This window comes from Pararhizobium sp. LjRoot238 (assembly GCF_964252955.1).
GTDB lineage: Bacteria > Pseudomonadota > Alphaproteobacteria > Rhizobiales > Rhizobiaceae > Pararhizobium.
Genome location: NZ_CAXUPP020000003.1, coordinates 238,981 through 259,368, shown reverse-complemented (window position 1 = coordinate 259,368; position 20,388 = coordinate 238,981). Strand labels below are relative to the sequence as shown.

Genomic DNA, 20,388 nt, shown 5'->3' with positions numbered 1-20,388 from the left:
CCAGGCCTGCTCAAATCCATCGGCAACTCAGGGAGTAAAAATGTTCAAGGGTTCTATTACCGCGCTTGTCACGCCTTTTGCTGATGGTCGCGTCGACGAGGCCGCCTTGCGCGACCTCGTCGAGTGGCAGATCGAAGAAGGATCCTTCGGTCTCGTTCCATGCGGGACAACGGGGGAAAGTCCGACGCTCAGCCATGCCGAGCATAAGCAGGTGGTCGAGATCACCATCGCGGCCGCCAAGGGCCGTGTGCCCGTCATCGCGGGCGCCGGATCAAACAGCACGGCGGAAGCAATCGACTTCGTCCGCCATGCGCAGGACGCCGGCGCCGACGGGGTTCTTATTGTCGCGCCCTATTACAACAAGCCGACCCAGGAGGGGATCTATCAGCACTTCAAGGCGATCGATGCCGCGGCCACTGTTCCGATCATCGTCTACAATATCCCCGGCCGCAGCGTCATCGATATCCAGGTCGAAACGCTGGCCCGCATTTTTGAGGACTGCGCGAATGTGAAAGGCGTCAAGGATGCAACCGGCAACCTGTTGCGCCCGTCCCTCGAGCGTATGGCCTGCGGGGAAAAGTTCAATCTTTTGACGGGTGAAGATGGCACGGCACTCGGCTACATGGCCCATGGTGGACATGGCTGCATTTCGGTGACGGCGAATGTCGCGCCGGGTCTCTGCGCTGACTTCCAGCAGGCTTGCCTAAACGGTGACTTTGCCTCGGCTTTGAAGCTGCAGGACCGCCTGATGCCACTACACCGGGCGCTTTTTCTTGAAACGAACCCTGCTGGACCGAAATATGCCTTGCAGCGTCTTGGTCGCATTCGCGGCGATCTGCGGCTGCCGCTCGTTTCGGTCAGCTCTTCCGTCCAGGAAGAGATTGACAGCGCCATGCGTCACGCGGGGATCCTGGTTTGATGGACAAGACAACGCTTGCTGAACGCATCGAATCAGATCTTATCGGGCCGCTGACCATTCCGCGACATGTACTCTACGGCGTCCATACACGGCGCGCTGAACAGAATTTTGACGTCTCCGGGCTGCGTTTGAGGGATTTTCCCGAGCTCATCCAGTCGATGGCGATGGTGAAAAAGGCATCTGCTCTCGCAAACATGGAGCTCGGGCTTCTTTCCCCCGAAAAGGCCGAAGCGATCTCTCAAGCGTCCGACGAAATCATCGCGCTCAATGATATCGATGAGAACTTTCCCGTCGACATGATGCAGGGAGGTGCCGGCACCTCGACGAACATGAACGTGAACGAGGTTCTTGCAAACCTCGCCCTTTTGAAAATGGGCGCTGACGTTGGCGATTATTCCAAGTTGCATCCCAACGACGACGTCAATCTGTCTCAATCGACAAACGACGTCTACCCCACGGCTATCCGGCTGACGATCTTACGGGCATGCGAAGGGCTTATCGCGGCTGAGGTCGCGCTTCGCGATGCATTTCGAGCCAAGGCCGTGCAATACTCGAGTGCTGTGAAAGTCGGCCGGACACAGTTGCAAGACGCTGTGCCGATGACCGCGGGGCAGGAATTCGAAGCCTTCGCTGAACTCATTGACGAGGATATCATTCAGGTCCAGTACGCCTCTAAGCTTCTTAAAGAGATAAACCTCGGCGGCTCGGCGATCGGCACGGCAATCAACGTACCCTCAGGCTTCGCGCAGTTGGCCTGCGGTCACCTGTCCCGAGTATCTGGCTATCCGTTAATCCCTGCCCGCAACTTCATCGAAGCGACATCGGACACAGGCGGGTTCGTGTCCTTTTCAGGCGTGCTCAAGCGAATTGCGGTTAAACTGAGCAAGATCTGCAATGACCTCCGGCTCCTGAGCAGTGGACCCCGCGGCGGTCTGGGTGAGATTCGCTTGCCGCCTGTTCAAGCCGGCTCGTCCATCATGCCTGGCAAGGTCAATCCCGTCATCCCGGAGATGATGAACCAGATCAGCTTTCAGGTCATCGGCAATGATCTGACGGTGACGCTCGCTGCAAGTGCCGGCCAGCTACAGCTGAATGCCATGGAACCCGTCATCGTTTTGAACATCCTTCAATCGATGCGCATGCTGACCAGAGGCATGGTGGTCTTGAAGGAACGCTGCATCGATGGCATCGAAGTCGACGTCGATCGTTGCAAGGCGTTGCTCGACCAATCTCTCGTTCTTGCCACGCCATTGGCGACGCTGATTGGATACAGCAAAGCGGCGTACCTCTCCAAGAAGGCGCTGGTCGAGAAGAGAAACTTGCGAGATGTCGTCGAAGAAGAAAGCGTTCTGACCGAAAGTCAGGCTCATCAGATTTTTGGAGACGCCGCGGAATTTGCCAATGTTTCGAAGATTATGCGCGGTTGAACGGAGGAAAGAATGGCCGTTTTCACGGAAATATCCGACGAGGACCGAAACTCGATCGCGGCGGCCTATGGCATGACCTCCCTGTCATCGGTGATCGGTATTGCCGACGGCGACAGGGAAACAACCTATCTTTTCCGGACGGCGGAGGGTGAGTTCATCGTCACACTGTTCGAAAACGGCGCCGAGCCGCTGGATCTCGAGCGGGCGTTCGCAACGATGGAGACGCTGAACAACAGCGGTATTCCCTGCCCGAAACCAACGCGCACGATTGATGGCGATGCGACCTTCCGGGCGGCCGGCCGTCTCGTTGCCGTCGTGAGTTTCGTATCAGGTTCGTCGACAAACGATCCAACGCCAGGAAAGTGTAAAAGCCTTGGCAGCCTCATGGCGCGGATCCACATGACCCTGCAAGGAGGCAAAAAGCGTTCTCTAAATCAGCTGCCGGCCGGTCCTCTGCATGGAGCCTTGATACCTTCCAACGTCTTCTTCCTTGGAGAAGACGTCAGTGGGGTTATCAACTTTCGGCTTCGGCACGATGATGTGCTGATTTCAGAGATTGCCGAGGTTCTCGTCGGCTGGGCGAGCCTGCTGACTGGAGAGCTGGACGAAGAGAAAGCCAGTGCCATTCGGGCCGGATATGAGAGTGTAAGGCTCCTGACTGAGGCAGAAGCAACGGCACTTCCCGCGTTTGTCCTCGCATCCGCCGCCAGACGTTACGCCGGTGAGAAGGACAAGACTCGCCTGCTTCAGGCTGCAGTTCGCGCCTTTGAATCGACAGGATTTGGAGCAGCAGCGCGGCAAGCGGAGTGCCGTCCTGCATGAAATATCTTCTCGACCGCATTGACGAACAGATCCTTGCCGCCTTGAAGTTGAACGCGCGCGCATCTCACGCTGAGCTGTCAGCTAAGGTGAACTTGTCGCGCAATGCTGTTCGGGTTCGCATCGAACGGCTAGAGCGCGAAGGCTTCATCAAGGGCTATACGATTGTCACCGGCGATGGCGGAAACGACAGTCACATCACTACTGCATTGATGTTCGTCTACCGCCAGGATCGCATGAGGGGCGGCGAGGTCATCCACGCTTTGCGAAAAATCCCGGAGGTCGTCGCCTGTGATGTGATGACAGGCGATTTTGACCTGCTGGTGAGGGTCGAGTCTCCTGAGGCGGATCGCATTCGCCAAATCTGGCAACTGATATCGGAGCTTCCCGGCGTGCGGGATACCCTCACGGCATTCGCTCTATCCTCGGTCATTCGGAAATAGGTGTCAGGACCCGAAACTGGACATTCGGATCCGCTGTTGACAGAATAATTGAACAGCCTTCGAAAGGGCGACGTTTTACCTGCTCGACCCGATGCCAATCTCCCTTGTCCCGGAAGCCCGTGGACGAGAATGCTGACTCTGTCGATGGTAGGACGCGGCCCGTATACACCTCTAGAGACGACTTACTCAGATCGAAGACTCAAGTTGGTGGCCGCAATCGCTATTGCGTCTGCCAGTTCGACTTCGCCCTTGGTCCGTAACCCCTCAGCCGCACCGCGCATGTCTGAAACACCGTCATCCTGACCGAGTTTTGCCTTTCCTTCGAACGAATGAATTTCGATCTCGATGCCGACTATCTGCTTCAAGAGTTCGTCTATATATTCTCTCGGGCCATCACTCATTTTCCAAGGCTGCGCGCTATTGGCCTCATGGGTCTTCGTAAGCTTCGCCACAACGGTCCGAACATATCGATCATCGTCTCGAATAATTGCTCGACCATGGGCATGCACCGTCCGGTAATTCCATGTTGGAACCTGTCGACCCGTTTCCTGTTTGCTTGGATACCAATTGGGGGAAACATACCCGCTGGGGCCACGAAAGATAACGAGGACTTCATCGTTCGTCGAAACATCCCTGAGCACTGGATTAGCGCGCGAAACGTGGCAATGGAGCCGGCCAGGACTTTCCTCAGCCACGTCAAGCAAGAAGGGGAGATGATTCGCATCTAGACCATTCTGACCATACGTGATGACGGTACCTAAGGGGTTGTTTCGGATGAGCTCGTGATGGCTGACTGCGGAGTTGTCGGCGAAATGAGCAGGCACATACATGTCGCTCTCCTCAATGAGATGGATATCTCAAAACCATGCCGGTGAATTGGCTCCCGGACGTCAATCCGGTCCCAGGATGGCTCGTTAAACTTATCCAACGGAATAAGGAATCAATCCGGGATGTGAAAGAGCCAGTTGCAAACGATACGACTAGGCCACTTTCGACGACCACGCCAGCGCGCGCTCGAACGACGCAGCCAGTGCCGGTGGAGATGAGAGCGGGTTCCTAACGCCTCGGCGACCTGAGTCCGACAAGAGCTCGGGAGAGCGATCGCGGTATCGCTCAGTTGGAAAGCGTTTGGCGCGGCGATTAAGGCAACCGCCAACGACACGATCAGTCTGATGAAACAGCGTTGAGTGTACTGATTCGCCCGTACGCCAGTTTGGCGATGACCACAAATGGGGGCAGCGCCCAAACAATAGTTGGCAATCTCTACAGGGGCAGCCCCCGGCTTCTCTCCCCCCAGGTGCTGGGTCGACCTGCTCTACCTCACCTCAGCTGGATCGTACCTGAGGAGCGAAAGGCAGTCGGCAACCTTGCGTTTGGCCGGCTCCAAGAGGGGCAAAATCGGCAGCGGCGGCTCCGCTTGGCAGAGCCCGAGCAAGTCAGCAAGCACATAGACCGACCGAAGGCTGGAGAACTGCTTGAAGAGGTTCCAGATCGGGGTCAGGGCGGCATCGAGCCGGCGAGCCTCTGCAATATCGCCGGTTTGAGCAGCCCTTACGATGCGCAGACATACGTCGGGCATGATCCCGGCAAGCACACTATACCAAGTGTCAGCGCCACAAATCATGGCTTCTGCGCAGTTCCAGTCGCCGCTATATCCGATTGAGAAATTGTTGGGCGTGGTTCCTCTCTGATCAACGAGATGTCCCCTGATCTCGTCACTATTTTCCGTCGGGTTCTTGATGGCCACGATGCCGGATACCTTGGCCAACCGCGAGACAAGTGCCGGCGTGAAGCGGAAATGTGTTGTACCGGGGTTGTCATAAATAACGATTGACAAGTTGCTCTCGCGGGCAACGGTGGAGAAATGCTGGAAGACTTCATCCTCTGTGAGGGGCGCGTAGGAGACGGCGGAAAGCAGGCCTGCGGTAGCACCCAGAGCTTTGGCATCCTGAGCCAGTCTGACCGCGTCGTCGGTTCGCAACGCCCCGACCCCAGCGACAACCGGTATGCGGCCGCCCGTTTCCTCGAGCGCTAGAGCAAGAGCTCGGCGGCGTTCCTCGCGAGAGAGGTACATGTAGGCGCCGGTACTGCCGAGGACACCGATGGAATCGACCTTGGCCGCGGCAAGACGGGCAATCAGCTTGCTGAACGCTTTGGCGTCAATCTTGCCGTCGCGGTCCATGGGCGTGATAGGAAATGCGGATAACCCACTCAAGAAGGTCATTTCATGCTCCGATGGTCGTTCTGTTCGCTGAGATAGTTGAAATGGCGATGCTATAGTTCCGTTATAGCACCTGAAGGGCTTGACGCAGATCGGCGATCAGATCGCCGACATCTTCAAGGCCGACGGAGAGACGGAGGAGGTCTTCCCCGACGCCTTCGATCAAGTGCGCATCTTTCCGGATCGACTGGCGTGCCCGTGTTATACTGGCTGGATGATAGATGAGACTGTCGGTGTCACCCAGGCTTACGGCACGCGTCAACAACTGCAGCCGGTCAAGCATTGTCCGAGCACCGTAGAACCCAGCATGAAGGCCGAAAGCAAGCATGCCCGACCCCTCAGACATTTGCTTGCGGGCGATCATCTGATCGGGATGGGAGTCCAGGAACGGATAGCTGACCCAAGCGACGGCGGGGTGCGCCTCGAGCATGTGCGCGATCGAAAGCGCCGAGGCACTGTGTCTCTCCATCCGCAGCGACAGCGTCTTCAGGCCACGCATGATGAGGAAAGCGGAGTGCGGCGACAATGTTGCCCCGGTGATATAGCGCAGGCCGGTTTCGTGCAATGTATTCAGCGTTTCAGCATCGCCGAGCAGCGCGCCACCGAGTGTGTCGCCATGACCGTTGATGTATTTTGTCAGAGAATGCAGCACGATGTCGGCGCCGTGCTCGATCGGGCGTTGCAGGGCTGGCGAGGCGAATGTGCTATCGACCGCAACTTTGACATTCCGTTTGTGAGCCCGCTCTGCGATCGCCGAGATGTCGAGAATAGCGCTCAGCGGATTGACCGGGGTCTCGAAATAGACCAGGCGGGTATTCTGCGTGATTGCCGCGTCGAGGTTGCGCGGATCCGAAAGGTCAACGGGGACGACCTTGATGCCGAAGCGAGGCAGACCTTGCTCGACCATGGCAACCGTATTGGCGTAAAGCGTCTTATGCACCACAAGCTCATCGCCTTGCGACAACAGTGACAGGACCAGGGTGCCGAAGGCGGCCATTCCGGTCGATACCACGAGACCCGCCTCGGCTCCTTCAAGGTTCGCAAGCCTTCGCTCGAGAATTTCGGTCGTTGGGTTATATTCACGGGCATAGAGCCTGCCGCCCAGCGCTGCCGCCGCGTCATTTGCTGCTACACTCTCAAAGCCGTAGGTCGATGTCATAAAGACCGGAGGCTGAACCGCTCGCGAGAACCCAGCCGGATCGAACGCGTGATGGATTGCACGGGTATCAAACCCAAGCCGCCCGCCGTGCGATGGATCGGAGTGGTCCTGAAAATCGCCGTGTTCGCTGCTGCCAGTCATTGCTTTGCGCTATCCTCTTTGCTTTCGACCACATTGGCAGCATACTGGTCCGCAAGAAATAGCCAGTTATGCGGAAAGAAAATGGTCCAGTTGGCAAGTCAGGCAACAGCTGATCGCGCAAGCAAGATGGGCGCGCGCCAGATCTACGAGGCGCTCAAGGATCAGATCGCGAACCGCGTTTATAACACCGGTGGTCAGCTGCCGTCATCTCGAAATCTGGCGAATGAGCTTGGCGTTTCGCGAACGACGGTGTCGGTCGCCTATGAGCAGCTTTCGGCGGAGGGTTTCGTGGAACTGCGCCAGGGCGCCAGACCGCGGGTCACTGCCTTGCCATTGGAACAGCGCCTGAAAGCCGCCACGCGGCAGCAACAGAGTGCTCAGCGCCTGTCAGCCTATGGCGAGAGACTTAAGGCGACACCACCATGGCTCGATTATCTGCCAAGCTCTGTCGTGATTGATTTCCGTTACGGCGATCTCGCCCCGGCTGATTTCCCCGCGCTTGCATGGAAGAAAGCCGTCAATGCGGTCATGGCTCAGCGACCGGGCCGATTGGCCTACGACGACCCGCGGGGATCGTTGCGGTTGCGGCAGGCATTGCAGGGGTATCTGTGGCGCGCCCGCACATTGCGATGCGAGCTGGAGCAAATCATCATCGTGAATGGCTCTCAGCAAGGGTTAGATCTTTGCGCACGTCTCCTGCTCGACCCTGACAGCGACTTCGTTATGGAAAACCCCGGCTATCGCATGGCGCGCCAGATCTTCGCCAGCACCGGCGCCTCTCCTGTCTCGATAGCTGTCGATGGCGAGGGTTTGCAGACCGAACTCCTGGAGGCTGTGCGAGCCCGGCTGGCCTACGTCACACCTTCCCATCAGTTTCCGCTCGGCGGCGTCATGCCGATTTCTCGCCGTCATCAGCTTCTCGAATGGGCGCGGGAAAACGACGCCTATGTGATCGAGGACGACTACGACAGCGAGTACCGCTACGATATCAGTCCGGTGCCCCCTCTCCACAGTCTGGAGGCTGGAAGCAACGTCATTTATCTCGGGACGATTTCCAAAACACTGTCGCCGATGATGCGCATCGGATATCTCGTTGTCCCGCCGGAACTGCAAGACGTATACGCAACCGCCAAGCAACTGTTCGACAGGCATTCACCGGTAACCGAGCAGGAAGCCCTGGCATCCTTGATCGAAAGCGGCGGGTATGAAAGCCATGTGCGGCGCGTACGGCGGCTAAACAGAGATCGCCGGGAGACGTTGCTGAGTGCGCTGCAGCGCGCGTTCGGCGAACGGATCACCGTGGAAGGGGCCGACGCCGGATTGCATGTCGTGGTCTGGTTCAACGAATTGCCGAGGTCGTCCGAGACACATTTGCTGCAAATCGCGCAACGCGCCGGCATTGGCGTGTATTGCATCTCACCTCTTTATGAGCCGCAAACAGGCACGGCGACGGCCGACAGGCTCGGACTTGTCATGGGCTATTCAGCCTTGAGCCCGAGGCAGATTGAACGGGGGGTCCAACTGCTTCTGGCAGCGATCGAGACAGTGACAGAAGAATTCTGAAGTCGCGTTCCGCATGCCGAACCCCGGACAATCACGACAGGCCTTTACCCGACGGCAGCCAGTCGCATGAAAATTGAAACTGGACCAGAAACAAGTAATCAAACTGGCTCTGTCGAGAAGGCCAGTTCTCCGCCAAAGTTTATCAAGAGCGGCGACGGGTGCAATGACTGTTGGGATTTGTCGTTCCACAGCCAAGCACCAGTATGCGGTAAACAAAGTTGAGATGGTCTTCGCTTGAAGGTCCGGACCGAGGCTTGATAGGGCTGATGCATGACTTGGCAGGGTAAACTGCTCCATATCCATATTGCACCGGCAGCTTCCTACGAAATGGAAGAACTGGCTGAAGCGCAACTCATTGCGAGGCGTGGAATTGTTGGCGACCGCTACTATCTCGGCACCGGAACCTATTCGCCGAAACCCGATGTTCGCGACGTCACGCTGATCGAGGTCGAGGTTCTCGAGGCGATAGCCAAGGGTGAGCCACAGATCCCGGGCTTTAAAGCCGCACTTGCGCCTGATGATCATAGACGCAATCTGACCACCCGCGGCGTCCCGCTCAGTCATCTTCTCGGCAAACGCTTTCGGGTCGGCGAAACAATTCTTCGGGCAGCGCGGATGAACTTTCCCTGCAAATATATCGAGGAGTTGCTCGGCATTCCCGGCCTCTACGACGGTCTTCTGAACCGCTCCGGCCTGAATTGTGCGATCGAGGTTGGTGGCGTCATCCGCCCCGGCGATCCCATTCTTCCGATGGACGAGTGAACGACATGGCATCACCACGTATCATCATGAAGCTGAAGGTTGTCGCCACCCGCAAAGAACCGGGGGACGTATTCGTCGTCGAACTCGAGCATCCCCGCAAACCCCTACTGCCAGCCTTCGAACCGGGCTCTCACGTCGATGTCCACCTGCCCGACGGGCGGGTTCGCCAATATTCATTGTGCGGGGACGCAGCAGAACTCAACCGGTATACGATCGCCGTGAAGCGAGAGGCAGACGGTCGCGGCGGCTCGGCGTGGCTGCATGATGCCGTTTGCGTTGGCACCGTTTTGCCGGTTTCTGCGCCGCGCAACCATTTTGCGCTGAAGGAAGGTGATGGGCCGATCGTGCTGTTGGCAGGAGGGATCGGCATCACGCCTCTCCTGGCGATGGCGGGCGTTTTGAACCGGCTGGGCAAACCGTTCGAGTTGCACTACTTCACCCGAAGTCGTTCGGTTGCGCCCCTCTTGGCAGTGATCGAGCAGGCTATTGACGGTAGCAAACTGCGACTTCATTTCGACGACCAGCCTGAGACAAGACAGGATATTGAAGCCTTGCTATCGGCCCGTCAGAGCGATGCACAGGTTTATTATTGCGGTCCACCGGGCTTCATGGCGGTAATCGCGCGAGCCACCGAAAATTGGCCGGAGGGTTCGGTACATTTCGAGGCGTTCCAGCCCGCCGCAAGCGACGACACTCCACCGGAGCCTTTTACCATCATCCTGCGCAATGGGACCGAGGTTCCAGTTCCGGCCGACAGGTCGGCGCTGTCGGCAATTCGCGCGGCTGGTATCCTGTTAATGGCGTCTTGCGAAAACGGTGTGTGCGGCACCTGCGAGTGCGGCTTCCTGGAGGGCCAGCCGATCCATAGGGATGCGGTCCTGTCGAAGGATGCCCGCAGCCACCGGTTCATCCCCTGTGTATCGCGCGCAACGGGCGTGCTGCGGCTCGATGTGTGAAATCCGGCGCTGGCGGACATGGTGACAGGCAGGAGAAACAGAATGAAACCAGAATTAGCCTACTTGAACGAGATCGAACGATGCGTCTCGTGGCTCGCTGCGTGGACCATCCACCATGCCAACCATATTCGCCAAGGCGGCGAGGTGAAGGTCGGCGGCCATCAGGCGTCTTCTGCCTCCCTGAGCACGATCATGACCACGCTCTACTATTCAGTGCTCAGGCCTCAGGACCGGGTGGCGGTCAAGCCGCATGCCTCTCCGATCTTTCACGCTATCCAGTATCTGGCAGGCAATCAGACCCGCGAAAAACTGGAAAACTTCCGCGGGTTCAAAGGCGCCCAGAGCTATCCGTCGCGGACCAAAGACGTCGACGATGTCGACTTCTCCACCGGTTCGGTGGGCCTTGGTGTCGCCCAGACCCTCTTTTCATCGTTGGTGCAAGATTACGTATCAACCCATGGCTGGATGAAGGACCGGTCTGAAGGGCGCATGGTCAGCCTGATCGGCGACGCCGAGATGGATGAGGGCAATATCTATGAGGCTTTGATCGAAGGCTGGAAGCATGGGCTGCGGAACTGCTGGTGGGTTGTCGATTATAACAGGCATTCGCTGGATGCGGTCGTCCGGGAAGGGCTGTGGCAAAAATTTGAGCAGATGTTCAAGAACTTCGGCTGGGACGTGGTGATCCTGCGCCACGGGTCCCTTCAGGAGGCAGCCTTCGCCGAGCCCGGAGGGGACAAGCTGCGGAACTGGATTGAACAGTGCCCCAACCAGCTTTATTCCGCCTTGACGTTCCAGGGCGGCACAGCTTGGCGAAAGCGGCTGCTGGATGAAATCGGCGACCAAGGGGCCGTCACGGCATTGATCGAGCGCCGTTCTGACGACGAGCTCCAGGCCCTGATGGTCAATCTCGGCGGACACGACTTACCGAACCTGCTTGAGGCTTTCGAGGCGGCGTCGCGCCACGACCGTCCGGTCTGCTTCATCTGCTACACCATCAAGGGATACGGCTTGCCGCTCGCCGGCCACAAGGATAACCACGCAGGGCAGATGACGCCCTCCCAGATCGATGGTTTCCGGCAGCGAATGGGTGTTCAACCCGGCCACGAATGGGAGAAATGGGCGGCTACGACAATGCCGGCAACTGAACTTGAGGCCTTTGTTGCCAAGGCTTCGTTCTTCAGTAAAGGGCGGCGGCGGTTTTCCGCTCCGGCCATACCGGTTCCGGTCTCCTTACCCTCACCCGCCCAGGGGGGCAAAACTCTTTCGACCCAAATGGGCTTCGGGCAGATCCTGAACGAGATCGCGCGCCACGATACGCCGCTTGCCGAGCGTATCGTGACAACCTCGCCGGACGTGACCGTATCGACAAATCTGGGACCGTGGATCAATCGGCGTGGGCTGTTTGCTCGCGACAGCATGGCCGACATCTTCAAAGCCGAGCGTATCCCCTCAACCTATACGTGGGAGTTCGGTCAAAAGGGCCAGCATCTCGAACTGGGCATTGCAGAGTCCAATCTCATGATCATGCTCGGTGCGCTCGGACTGTCGCATTCGATCAACGGCGTACGTCTCCTGCCGATTGGGACGGTCTACGATCCGTTCATCTACCGGGCAGCAGATCAACTCAATTATGCTTGCTACCAGGATGCGCGTTTCCTGCTAGTCGCGACGCCGTCAGGGGTCAGCCTTGCGCCCGAAGGTGGCGCCCATCAGTCCATCGGCACTCCGCTGATCGGTATGGCTCAGGACGGGCTGTGCGCCTTCGAACCGGCTTTTGTCGATGAATTGTCGGTCATCATGCGGTTCGCATTCGACTACATGCAGCGCGACGGCGAAGGCGACCGTGACGAGATGACCTGGCTGCGCGACGAGACCGGGGGATCTGTTTATCTGCGTCTATCCACCCGACCGCTGGAGCAACCGACCCGTGACATGAGCGCTGACCTGGCGCAAGATATCGTCAATGGTGCCTATTGGTTACGCCCCCCTGGACCGAACGCCGCTGTGATCGTCGCCTACCAAGGTGTGGTCGCCCCGGAAGCCATTGCCGCAACCGGTCTTCTGGCTGAAGACCGGCGGGATATCGGGCTGCTTGCGATCACATCTGCTGACCGGCTGAATGCCGGCTGGCAGGCAGCCGAGCGCGCCCGTCAGCGAGGACAAACCGACGCGATGAGCCATATTGAGCGTCTGTTGGCGCCGCTGTCGCGAGATTGCGGGGTCGTCACGGTGATCGATGGTCACCCTGCCACGCTGGCCTGGATCGGTGGCGTCCATGGGCACCGCGTCAAAGCTTTGGGTGTCGAGCATTTTGGCCAGACAGGGACGATCGCGGACCTATATCGTCATCATGGACTTGATGCCAATGCCATCATTCATGCGGCTCAGGCTGTCAGCGTCGGGCGTGACATTCGCTATTTGAGAGCGCTGCCTTAGAGCTGGGGCAGGCGCTTAAACAACCATCTGGCCGTCTACCGCCAGTTCGCGCACACATGGCAATCCGGGGTTCACGTCCTGTCTCCGTTGCTCAATGTTTACGGCCCGCCTCCCATTGAGCGACGCATTCCTTTACCAACCACTGTCCGGCTGGACCGAGCGCCTTTTCCCTCACATAATCAATGCGGCTTCCACGGGTCTGTGAACAACTCCTGGATGTGCGTGCCACTGGTGTTCATTCACGATCATTTCCGGAGACACCGGATGTCACGCAACGCGACTTCTTCCTCGGCAACACCGGCGGCAAAATCAATGCAGGTCGGGCTTTGGATCGCTCGAGCATTTTTCTTTATCGCCTTTACAGTATTTGGTTACATGAAGCTTTTCATGCAGATCGATCAGTCGGCTTCAATGTGGGTCTCGTCGAAATTTCAGGCGGCATCGGCATTCTCCTGCCTGCCCTCACGCGCATCCTACCTCGGTTGACGGTTCTGGCCGCCCTGGGATACGTGCTGCTGCAGATCTCTGCGATCATTTTTCATACCTCACGCGGCGAGCTGTCGGCTCTGCCGCGGAATGCCGTCCTGCTCCCATATGCCTGTTCATTCTCTGGGGACGCGGGAAAAAAGCTCCTATAGCGCCGCAGGCATAACAAAGAAGCCAAGCTGGCCTTGCAGTCCCGGCGGACAAGCATTCATTTCAAAGAAATGTACGTCGCCGGGTCGAGAATCGATAGCCGCACGGCAACTCTGCCTTCAATGACATTCGCCATCAAAAGTTGGATTTCCTCAGCTAGGGCGGAAAGCATGGGACGTGTGCGTTCTGGTTTGGGCAGGATGGCTATTTCAATATTCACAGCGGACTGATCAGCCATGACATAGGCCGGTACGATAGCAAATTGGCAGGCCGAATTTTCGACCTTTAACATACGGCAGACTATTTCTCTCAGTGGTGTCAGGTTCTCGCGAACACAGAGTTGCGTGTCTTCAGGAAGCCCCTGATCCAGATAAATCTTGATATTTGGCATGGTGATACTCACGCTGGATTGAGGACAAAATCGAACGGGGAACGCCATTGCGTACTTCCATCCAAAACCCGTTGATACGGCGCTATCAACGTTGCCTTAACGCCGAATACCGCGTCGGAGGCGAGGTAATCGTCGTCACCGACGAATGTGTGTGTAATAAGTTTTTGGTATCCTGCGGCGCTGACGATATAGTGCATATGGGCAGGGCGATAAGGATGCCTACCAAGCCGGTCAAGCATTTTTCCGACCGGTCCATCGTCAGGAATGGGATATGAAACCGGTTTGATACTGATGAAGCAGTAGTGACCATCGGGCCCGGTTATGAAAAGTCCCCGGTTGTTCCATCGAGGTTGAACTTGGGGCTGCTGCACATCATAAAAGCCATCGGCGTTGTCCGACCATACGTCGATACAGGCCCCTTCGATGGGATTACCGTCAAGGTCAGTAACCAAACCCTCGAATAGACAGCTTTCACCCTTGCCGTCGAGAGTTATGCAATCCCCCATTTCCCGGCGGGGCGCTCCGTGCACGTGGAAAGGCCCGAGTACGGTGTTTTCCGTAGCGCCTGGTTGCCTGCGATTGTTTATGGCGTCGACGAGCATGGATACGCCTAAGGTGTCAGACAGTAGGATGAATTCCTGCCGCTCCTCGGAGCTGATTTGCCCGGCTTCCGTCAGAAAATTGATCGCGATCTCCCATTCTTCCTGCGTTAGCCTAGCCTCTTTGATGAAAGCGTGGAGATGCTTCACAAGACAGCTCATGACACTTCTCAAACGGGGGTCGATATTGGGTGCCATTCGCGCGTTTACCGCATCTACCGAGGCGTCTTCCGAGAAGTAACCAGACATTGCTGCTCCTTAGGGTGCTGAATGAGAGTATCGGGTCGATGTTCGAGAAGCGGCCTACTGGCGACCCATCGGGTCCCGTTGCCTGCCTCATGAAGGCCTTACGCCTTCCCATGCATCCTGGAGCAAAGCCCGTATTCCACCGGCCTCCAGAGGACGCGGAGTCCAGTAGGGGTTGCTGACAACCAGCGCCGTCGCCCTATCAAGATCGTCAGCGGTCACACCTAGATCACGAAGTCTCATTGGTGCGCCGATGCTAAACGCAAAATCATGCAGACCCGTACCAGCGCGGGGCGAGCCGAACAGCTGCGCGACGGGCGCGAGCAGTTCCGGAACAGCCTGTTCGATATAGGAGACCGTGTGCGGCAGAAGAATCGCGTGCGTATCCGCATGTGGCAGATCGAAGGTTCCCCCAAGTGTGTGACAAAGCTTGTGGTGTAACGACATTCCTACCGCTCCAAGAACAACACCGCAGAGCCAAGACCCGTAAAGCGCGTCTGCGCGCGCCGGCGGGTCCCGGGGCAACTTGACTATGGCAGGGAGCGCTTTGCGCAAGGCGGCAAGCCCCTCCATAGCCATAAGCGAAGCGACGGGATTGCGGTCTTGGGCATATAGCCCCTCCACGGCGTGAGCCATGGCATTGAGGCCACTTGTGACGCTCATCGGAACGGGCAGGCCGAAGGTCAGTTCGGGATCATAAATGACCGTCTTCGGAAGAATCGATGACGTGCGGATTGTAGTCTTGATCCCGTTTTCCGTCTGCCCGAGAATTGGCGTCACCTCGGAACCGGCATAGGTCGTGGCAACCACAAGCTGGGGAGCGTTGTTTCTTAGGGCGATGGCCTTCCCCAATCCAATTGTTGATCCTCCACCGAGCGACACGACACAATCCGCTCCGGACCCATTGAACATGGAAAGCGCCTCGGTCGTGACATCGACCGGCGTGTGCATGACTGCGCCGCTGAACACCCCCACTGCAAGTTCGCCCAGCGCGCTCGCCAGCGCTTGCGCATCATTTTTCTGATGAGGAGTCGACAAGACAAGCGCCCTGCCACGCCCAAGGCGGCCCAATTCCTCGGAGACTTTTGAGAGGGACCCAACGCCGAACACGATGCGGGGTACAGTGCTATCAAACGTGAACAGGTCAATCATTGGGATCTCCTTGAGATCGATCGCGGCTAACAGTGGATGTGCCACCACACTTGGTCCGGGTCCTTCCAGACTTCGCATCACGGTTCTGCTTGGCCGCCGGTGATCGGGATGCAAAATCAGACTGCCGGCGTAGCGGATCCGCCTCCTCAATCGTCATGTCAGATGCTTCGAGCGCACTTCGACCAGCATTGATAATCAGGCGCGCTATCAACCCATGCGTTCCGAAGCGTAAGAGCCGGGACTTGGCTGAAAAACGACCGTGCGATTGCCGTTGATGAAAGAGCGGTGGTGGATGTGAGCATGGACCGCGCGTGCCAGTACCTGGCTTTCGACGTCGCGGCCGAGCGAGATATAGTCTTCCGCCGACTGCGCATGGGAGACGCGTACGGTGTCCTGGTCGATGATGGGTCCCTCGTCAAGGTCGGCGGTAACGTAATGGGCTGTGGCGCCGATCAACTTCACGCCCCGCTGATAGGCTTGCTTGTAGGGGTTTGCGCCCTTGAAACTTGGCAAAAATGAATGGTGAATATTGATGATGCGGCCGGACATCGTGCCGCACATCTCATCCGAGAGGATCTGCATATATCGGGCCAGCACGACGAGATCCGTTCCGGTACTGTCGACCAGTTCCATGATACGCGCCTCCGCCGCCGACTTATTAGCCTTTGTCACCGGGATGTGGTGAAACGGGATATCGTGATTGACGACCAGCTTCTGGTAATCGAAGTGATTGGAAATGACGCCCACGATGTCGATCGGCAGCGCGCCGATCTTCCAGCGGTACAAGAGATCGTTGAGGCAGTGACCGAAGCGCGAGACCATAAGCAGAACCTTCATGCGGTCCTGCACATCGTGGAGTTTCCATTCCATGCCGAACTTTGCCGCGACTGGCTTAAACCCCTCCATCAGTGCATCTCGCGACGCACCTTCGGAAAAGAGACTGATACGCATGAAGAACTTGCCGGTGCCCAGATCGTCGAACTGCGAGCTATCGACGATGTTGCACCTCTGCTCGAACAGAAATCCGGAGACCGCTGCCACGATGCCGCGGGTTGTGTCGCATGAAACCGTCAGGACATAATTCTTCATTCTTCACCGCGTTCGTTCTAGTCTAGAGCCAGTTGGCCCGATGGGTGGCCTCTCAGCAGCAATGCTGAGCCGTGCCGATGCGCCGGCCCCGCTTAGGTAGCGGAAAGCCCGATGTGCCGATCGAGCTCGGCACGATTGCTGGCAAGTTTTGCCGCGGTTTCCTCGAAGACAATCTTTCCCTGGTCAAGAGCGACAACCCGATCAGCAAAGCGCAGAGCAAGGCCGATCTGTTGCTCCACCAGAACGACCGTGTGGCCCCGGTCGGCAAGATCGCCGAAAACACTGACGAGCCTCTCGCAAATTACCGGCGCCAGTCCCTCCAGCGGTTCGTCCAGCAAAATGATCTCCGGTCTCCCAAGCAATGCCCGGGCGATCGACAACATCTGTTGTTCTCCTCCGGAAAGCTGGCGACCTCCATTGAACCGGCGTTCCTTCAATCTCGGAAAAAGATCATAGGCTTCATTCAGATCTGATCCATTCCGCATGCCCGCGATCAGGTTCTCTTCGACAGAGAGCGAGGGGAAAATATCGCGCGTCTGCGGGACGATACCAATCCCCAGTCGCGCGCGCTCGTGGGCTTGAACGCCATCGACGGGAATCCCCCTCAATCTGATGCTTCCGGCGTGCTGGCGGGTTTGCCCCATGATGGTGGCAAGCAGAGTTGTTTTGCCCACTCCGTTCCGTCCAACGATTGCCAGGCGCTCGCCCTTCACGACCTTGAGCGACACATTGCGAAGGATATGCGTATCACCATAGCCGGCCACCACGCCGTCCAGTTCCAGCAGCGCATCAGTCATGATCGGCCCCCAGATAGAGCTCCCGGACCTCGCGATTGGAGATCACTTCCTGTGGAGTGCCGTCCAATAGGATCGCGCCGTTGACCAGGACGATGATCCTATCGGCAACCTCAAAAACGAGTTGCATGTCATGCTCGATGATGAGAACCGACAAATCTACCGGAAGTCTCTTTATTGCCTGGACGATCAGGTGGCTTTCAGTGGAAGGCACCCCCGCCGCTGGCTCATCAAGGATCAAGACCTTAGGCTTCAAAGCCAATGTCAGCGCCAGTTCGACGAGCCTTTGCTGGCCATAAGCAAGTCCACGTACGGGCTTGTCCGCCAGAGGCGTCAGCGCAAGATCCTCCAGTAACTGAAAGATTTCGCATTCTACATCAGGTATCCCATCAGAGCGGCAAAAGACCTTGTTCGTGCGGCGCTCCCTTTCCAGTATCGGCAGGCGAATATTCTCGCGAACGGTGAGATCACGGAAGAGATTGGTAATCTGGAACGTTTTCGCAATTCCAGCTCGAACCCGCTCGGATTCTGACATTTTCCCAACGCCTTTGCCGTTGAGCAGGATGGTTCCCGAGGTTGGTTTGAGAACACCCGTCAACAAGTTCGCAAATGTCGTCTTTCCCGCACCGTTCGGTCCGATCAAGGCGGTCCTCGCTCCATTTGGGAGGGAAAGCGTCAGGTTTCGTGCGACTTGTAAGCCGCCGAAATTCTTCGAAAGTCCATGGACTTCAAGACCGGAGGTCATGGTTTCCTCCTCAACAGCGCAACCAGGCGATCCGGCAGCGAGACCAGCCCTTTGGGCAGGGCGAACACGATGATCAGAAGCATGAAGCCGATCACGAACAGCCAGTTGAAAGGATCGATGCCTGCTGCAATGTGATGGACGACCATGAACACGAGGGTGCCGATGAGCGCGCCATAGAGGCGCCCGGCTCCGCCCACGATCAACATCACCATGACATCGGCGGAAAGAGAGAAGTTAAAGACTTCGATCCCCACCAGGCCGGTAACCTGCGCGGCCAGCGCGCCAGCGATACCGGCAATTGCTCCGGCGATGACGTAAATCGTCACTTTGCGGCGGTAGACGGGCGTCCCAATCGCTCGCATCCGGCTCGCACTTCCTTCGATGCCGCGAAGTGCCAACCCAAACGGAGAGGAAGCGAGAATACAGCAAAAAATCAAGACTGCTATCAGAATGCAGACGGAATAGATGAACGCGACCTGGCCAACGAAGTCGAATTCATACATGCCGAGAAGTGGGGAGACAGTAATCCCCGCGAGGCCATCGGCCCCGCCGGTAAACCACCGCGCTTGTGAAGCTGTCTCCTGAAGGACCATGGTGACCGCGATCGAAATCATCAAGAGCGCTACGCCCTGCGCTCGCAAAAGCACGCACCCGGAGATCCAGGCAATCAACGCCCCGGCAATTGCACCAGCCAGAAGTCCAATCAGTGGGTCTGAAGCGAGGTGCAGAGACACGAGGCCGGCCGCGTAAGCGCCACACCCGTACATCGCCGCATGGCCAAGCGTTGCGATCCCCGCATATCCGAGGATCAGGTCAAAGGAGAGCACAAAGATCATCATGATGACGATGCGCGTCAGAAAGGCCAGATCGTAAGGAAACAAGATAAACGCGATGGCGGCTGCAACCGAAACGATCAACGCTGGTAGGATGGGCGCCAGCCGGCCCATTTTTCTTCTGATGGAAACTTGATCAGTGGCGTTCGTCATTGAGCTTTCCCCAACAAGCCCTGCGGACGAAGTGCAAGCAAAGCCGTAATAGCAAGAAAAAAGAAGATCGTACCGATCCCTGGCAGCAGATAGCGACCGGCAGTGTCCAGAATCCCGAGCCCAAGCGAAGCAACGAATGACCCTGGGATACTGCCCAGGCCACCAACCGATACGACGATCAGGAAAAGAACCATGTACCGGAGCGGATAATAGGCTTCTATGGGAAGAAGCTCTGCGCCAAGGATACCTCCGAAAGCGGCGAGCCCTGCCCCGATCGCAAAGGCAGCGAGAAAAACGCGAGGGGTGTTGATCCCGAGCGAGGCGGCAGCAACCTTGTTGTCGACAGAGGCTCGCAGATAGATCCCGAAGCGGGTCTTCTCCATCAGAAGCCAGAGCAAAGCCAGAATCATAAAGCCGGCAAGGATAACGATCACCCGATGAAGCGGGAGTGTCTTAAACCCGAGATCGACGGCTGCAGTCAGCGACTGGGGCGCCCCCAGAGACAAGATCGTTGAGCCTAAGAACAGGTTCACAGTGGCAATCATCAGGAAAACGATGCCGATGGTCGCCAGTACCTGGCCGAGTTCCCCGAAGCCGTAGATGTGACGATAGAGCAACCGCTCCAGGACAAGCGCGAGCACGATCACTAAAATCACAGCAGTGAACGATGCGATCAAGAATGGGACCCCCAAGCGCACGCTAAGGACGTGTACCGCCGCGCCGCCGAGCAGAGCGAAGCCGCCGTGGGCAAGGTTGATGATCCGCATGAGTCCCATCGTGATCGATAGTCCAACGGAGATCATGAAGAGGATCATCCCGTAGGCGATGCCATCGACAACAATGCTGAAAATGATCGACATTCGATACCTATCGAGGAAAATGGGACGAGAGGAAGAGTGGC

At 57.5% G+C, this 20,388-nt stretch carries 21 protein-coding genes; 10 read left to right on the top strand and 11 right to left on the bottom strand.

Annotated elements, in window-relative coordinates; translation table 11 throughout:
- Positions 1 to 40: 40 nt before the first annotated feature.
- The 4 genes from dapA to ACSQ3F_RS25900 are packed head-to-tail and all read left to right on the top strand — an operon-like array spanning position 41 to position 3,608.
- Positions 41 to 919: a 4-hydroxy-tetrahydrodipicolinate synthase gene (dapA, locus tag ACSQ3F_RS25915; protein ID WP_436103068.1), complete on the top strand. Its 879-nt coding sequence runs from the start codon at positions 41 to 43 to the stop codon at positions 917 to 919.
- Positions 919 to 2,346 (top strand): aspartate ammonia-lyase, encoded by a 1,428-nt coding sequence (locus ACSQ3F_RS25910; RefSeq protein WP_436103067.1) that lies wholly within the window; start codon positions 919 to 921, stop codon positions 2,344 to 2,346. The genes dapA and ACSQ3F_RS25910 overlap by 1 nt, the downstream gene beginning before the upstream one ends.
- 12 nt (positions 2,347 to 2,358) lie before the next feature.
- On the top strand, positions 2,359 to 3,168 hold the full coding sequence (locus ACSQ3F_RS25905) for a phosphotransferase (protein WP_436103066.1): 810 nt from the start codon (positions 2,359 to 2,361) through the stop codon (positions 3,166 to 3,168).
- Positions 3,165 to 3,608 carry an Lrp/AsnC family transcriptional regulator gene (locus ACSQ3F_RS25900; protein WP_436103065.1) on the top strand — a complete coding sequence of 148 codons (444 nt, stop codon included), beginning with the start codon at positions 3,165 to 3,167 and terminating at the stop codon, positions 3,606 to 3,608. Before ACSQ3F_RS25905 ends, ACSQ3F_RS25900 begins: the two co-directional genes overlap by 4 nt.
- Positions 3,609 to 3,790: 182 nt before the next feature.
- On the opposite strand, the gene ACSQ3F_RS25895 is transcribed toward ACSQ3F_RS25900, so the two are convergent.
- From ACSQ3F_RS25895 to ACSQ3F_RS25885, 3 genes are all read right to left on the bottom strand, one after another.
- Positions 3,791 to 4,438: an FMN-binding negative transcriptional regulator gene (locus tag ACSQ3F_RS25895; protein WP_436103064.1), complete on the bottom strand. Its 648-nt coding sequence runs from the start codon at positions 4,436 to 4,438 to the stop codon at positions 3,791 to 3,793.
- Positions 4,439 to 4,923: 485 nt separating this feature from the next.
- Positions 4,924 to 5,832 carry a dihydrodipicolinate synthase family protein gene (locus ACSQ3F_RS25890; protein WP_436103063.1) on the bottom strand — a complete coding sequence of 303 codons (909 nt, stop codon included), beginning with the start codon at positions 5,830 to 5,832 and terminating at the stop codon, positions 4,924 to 4,926.
- 61 nt (positions 5,833 to 5,893) lie between these two features.
- Positions 5,894 to 7,129: a trans-sulfuration enzyme family protein gene (locus tag ACSQ3F_RS25885; protein ID WP_436103062.1), complete on the bottom strand. Its 1,236-nt coding sequence runs from the start codon at positions 7,127 to 7,129 to the stop codon at positions 5,894 to 5,896.
- Positions 7,130 to 7,210: 81 nt separating this feature from the next.
- Between ACSQ3F_RS25885 and ACSQ3F_RS25880 the strand changes: the two genes are divergently transcribed.
- The 6 genes from ACSQ3F_RS25880 (at position 7,211) to ACSQ3F_RS25855 (ending at position 13,487) form a co-directional block, all read left to right on the top strand.
- Positions 7,211 to 8,692 (top strand): PLP-dependent aminotransferase family protein, encoded by a 1,482-nt coding sequence (locus ACSQ3F_RS25880; RefSeq protein ID WP_436103061.1) that lies wholly within the window; start codon positions 7,211 to 7,213, stop codon positions 8,690 to 8,692.
- Between the two features lie 270 nt (positions 8,693 to 8,962).
- Positions 8,963 to 9,454, top strand: a complete 492-nt coding sequence (locus ACSQ3F_RS25875; protein ID WP_436103060.1) for an MOSC domain-containing protein — start codon at positions 8,963 to 8,965, stop codon at positions 9,452 to 9,454.
- Between the two features lie 5 nt (positions 9,455 to 9,459).
- Complete coding sequence (locus ACSQ3F_RS25870) at positions 9,460 to 10,410, top strand: PDR/VanB family oxidoreductase (protein WP_436103059.1); 951 nt, start codon at positions 9,460 to 9,462, stop codon at positions 10,408 to 10,410.
- Between the two features lie 42 nt (positions 10,411 to 10,452).
- A complete protein-coding gene (locus tag ACSQ3F_RS25865; RefSeq protein ID WP_436103058.1) occupies positions 10,453 to 12,849 on the top strand; it encodes a transketolase in 2,397 nt (798 codons plus the stop codon).
- Between the two features lie 264 nt (positions 12,850 to 13,113).
- Positions 13,114 to 13,335: a hypothetical protein gene (locus tag ACSQ3F_RS25860; RefSeq protein WP_436103129.1), complete on the top strand. Its 222-nt coding sequence runs from the start codon at positions 13,114 to 13,116 to the stop codon at positions 13,333 to 13,335.
- On the top strand, positions 13,263 to 13,487 hold the full coding sequence (locus ACSQ3F_RS25855) for a DoxX family protein (RefSeq protein WP_436103125.1): 225 nt from the start codon (positions 13,263 to 13,265) through the stop codon (positions 13,485 to 13,487). The genes ACSQ3F_RS25860 and ACSQ3F_RS25855 overlap by 73 nt, the downstream gene beginning before the upstream one ends.
- A 56-nt stretch (positions 13,488 to 13,543) precedes the next feature.
- Here ACSQ3F_RS25855 and ACSQ3F_RS25850 read toward each other — a convergent pair whose 3' ends face one another.
- From ACSQ3F_RS25850 to ACSQ3F_RS25815, 8 genes are all read right to left on the bottom strand, one after another.
- Entirely contained in the window at positions 13,544 to 13,876 is a 333-nt protein-coding gene (locus tag ACSQ3F_RS25850) for a hypothetical protein (protein WP_436103057.1), read from the bottom strand.
- 8 nt (positions 13,877 to 13,884) lie between these two features.
- Positions 13,885 to 14,724, bottom strand: a complete 840-nt coding sequence (locus ACSQ3F_RS25845; protein WP_436103056.1) for an intradiol ring-cleavage dioxygenase — start codon at positions 14,722 to 14,724, stop codon at positions 13,885 to 13,887.
- A gap of 87 nt (positions 14,725 to 14,811) precedes the next feature.
- A complete protein-coding gene (locus tag ACSQ3F_RS25840) occupies positions 14,812 to 15,873 on the bottom strand; it encodes a maleylacetate reductase (protein ID WP_436103055.1) in 1,062 nt (353 codons plus the stop codon).
- 207 nt (positions 15,874 to 16,080) lie between these two features.
- Positions 16,081 to 16,962 carry a formyltetrahydrofolate deformylase gene (gene purU / locus ACSQ3F_RS25835; protein WP_436103054.1) on the bottom strand — a complete coding sequence of 294 codons (882 nt, stop codon included), beginning with the start codon at positions 16,960 to 16,962 and terminating at the stop codon, positions 16,081 to 16,083.
- 92 nt (positions 16,963 to 17,054) lie between these two features.
- Positions 17,055 to 17,759, bottom strand: a complete 705-nt coding sequence (locus ACSQ3F_RS25830; protein WP_436103053.1) for an ABC transporter ATP-binding protein — start codon at positions 17,757 to 17,759, stop codon at positions 17,055 to 17,057.
- On the bottom strand, positions 17,752 to 18,501 hold the full coding sequence (locus tag ACSQ3F_RS25825; protein WP_436103052.1) for an ABC transporter ATP-binding protein: 750 nt from the start codon (positions 18,499 to 18,501) through the stop codon (positions 17,752 to 17,754). The genes ACSQ3F_RS25830 and ACSQ3F_RS25825 overlap by 8 nt, the downstream gene beginning before the upstream one ends.
- Positions 18,498 to 19,487 (bottom strand): branched-chain amino acid ABC transporter permease, encoded by a 990-nt coding sequence (locus tag ACSQ3F_RS25820; RefSeq protein WP_436103051.1) that lies wholly within the window; start codon positions 19,485 to 19,487, stop codon positions 18,498 to 18,500. The genes ACSQ3F_RS25825 and ACSQ3F_RS25820 overlap by 4 nt, the downstream gene beginning before the upstream one ends.
- Positions 19,484 to 20,347, bottom strand: coding sequence for a branched-chain amino acid ABC transporter permease (locus ACSQ3F_RS25815; protein ID WP_436103050.1), 864 nt, complete (start codon positions 20,345 to 20,347; stop codon positions 19,484 to 19,486). Before ACSQ3F_RS25815 ends, ACSQ3F_RS25820 begins: the two co-directional genes overlap by 4 nt.
- Positions 20,348 to 20,388: the final 41 nt, after the last annotated feature.

Bases quoted from the DNA above. Each gene is read 5' to 3' on its own strand.
- ACSQ3F_RS25895 (WP_436103064.1), bottom strand. From the start codon at position 4,438: ATGTATGTGCCTGCTCATTTCGCCGACAACTCCGCAGTCAGCCATCAC.
- ACSQ3F_RS25910 (WP_436103067.1), top strand. From the start codon at position 919: ATGGACAAGACAACGCTTGCTGAACGCATCGAATCAGATCTTATCGGG.
- ACSQ3F_RS25880 (WP_436103061.1), top strand. From the start codon at position 7,211: ATGGTCCAGTTGGCAAGTCAGGCAACAGCTGATCGCGCAAGCAAGATG.
- ACSQ3F_RS25865 (WP_436103058.1), top strand. From the start codon at position 10,453: ATGAAACCAGAATTAGCCTACTTGAACGAGATCGAACGATGCGTCTCG.
- dapA (WP_436103068.1), top strand. From the start codon at position 41: ATGTTCAAGGGTTCTATTACCGCGCTTGTCACGCCTTTTGCTGATGGT.
- ACSQ3F_RS25860 (WP_436103129.1), top strand. From the start codon at position 13,114: ATGTCACGCAACGCGACTTCTTCCTCGGCAACACCGGCGGCAAAATCA.
- ACSQ3F_RS25870 (WP_436103059.1), top strand. From the start codon at position 9,460: ATGGCATCACCACGTATCATCATGAAGCTGAAGGTTGTCGCCACCCGC.
- ACSQ3F_RS25820 (WP_436103051.1), bottom strand. From the start codon at position 19,487: ATGACGAACGCCACTGATCAAGTTTCCATCAGAAGAAAAATGGGCCGG.
- ACSQ3F_RS25845 (WP_436103056.1), bottom strand. From the start codon at position 14,724: ATGTCTGGTTACTTCTCGGAAGACGCCTCGGTAGATGCGGTAAACGCG.
- ACSQ3F_RS25825 (WP_436103052.1), bottom strand. From the start codon at position 18,501: ATGACCTCCGGTCTTGAAGTCCATGGACTTTCGAAGAATTTCGGCGGC.
- purU (WP_436103054.1), bottom strand. From the start codon at position 16,962: ATGAAGAATTATGTCCTGACGGTTTCATGCGACACAACCCGCGGCATC.
- ACSQ3F_RS25830 (WP_436103053.1), bottom strand. From the start codon at position 17,759: ATGACTGATGCGCTGCTGGAACTGGACGGCGTGGTGGCCGGCTATGGT.
- ACSQ3F_RS25815 (WP_436103050.1), bottom strand. From the start codon at position 20,347: ATGTCGATCATTTTCAGCATTGTTGTCGATGGCATCGCCTACGGGATG.
- ACSQ3F_RS25890 (WP_436103063.1), bottom strand. From the start codon at position 5,832: ATGACCTTCTTGAGTGGGTTATCCGCATTTCCTATCACGCCCATGGAC.
- ACSQ3F_RS25900 (WP_436103065.1), top strand. From the start codon at position 3,165: ATGAAATATCTTCTCGACCGCATTGACGAACAGATCCTTGCCGCCTTG.
- ACSQ3F_RS25875 (WP_436103060.1), top strand. From the start codon at position 8,963: ATGACTTGGCAGGGTAAACTGCTCCATATCCATATTGCACCGGCAGCT.
- ACSQ3F_RS25905 (WP_436103066.1), top strand. From the start codon at position 2,359: ATGGCCGTTTTCACGGAAATATCCGACGAGGACCGAAACTCGATCGCG.
- ACSQ3F_RS25840 (WP_436103055.1), bottom strand. From the start codon at position 15,873: ATGATTGACCTGTTCACGTTTGATAGCACTGTACCCCGCATCGTGTTC.
- ACSQ3F_RS25885 (WP_436103062.1), bottom strand. From the start codon at position 7,129: ATGACTGGCAGCAGCGAACACGGCGATTTTCAGGACCACTCCGATCCA.
- ACSQ3F_RS25850 (WP_436103057.1), bottom strand. From the start codon at position 13,876: ATGCCAAATATCAAGATTTATCTGGATCAGGGGCTTCCTGAAGACACG.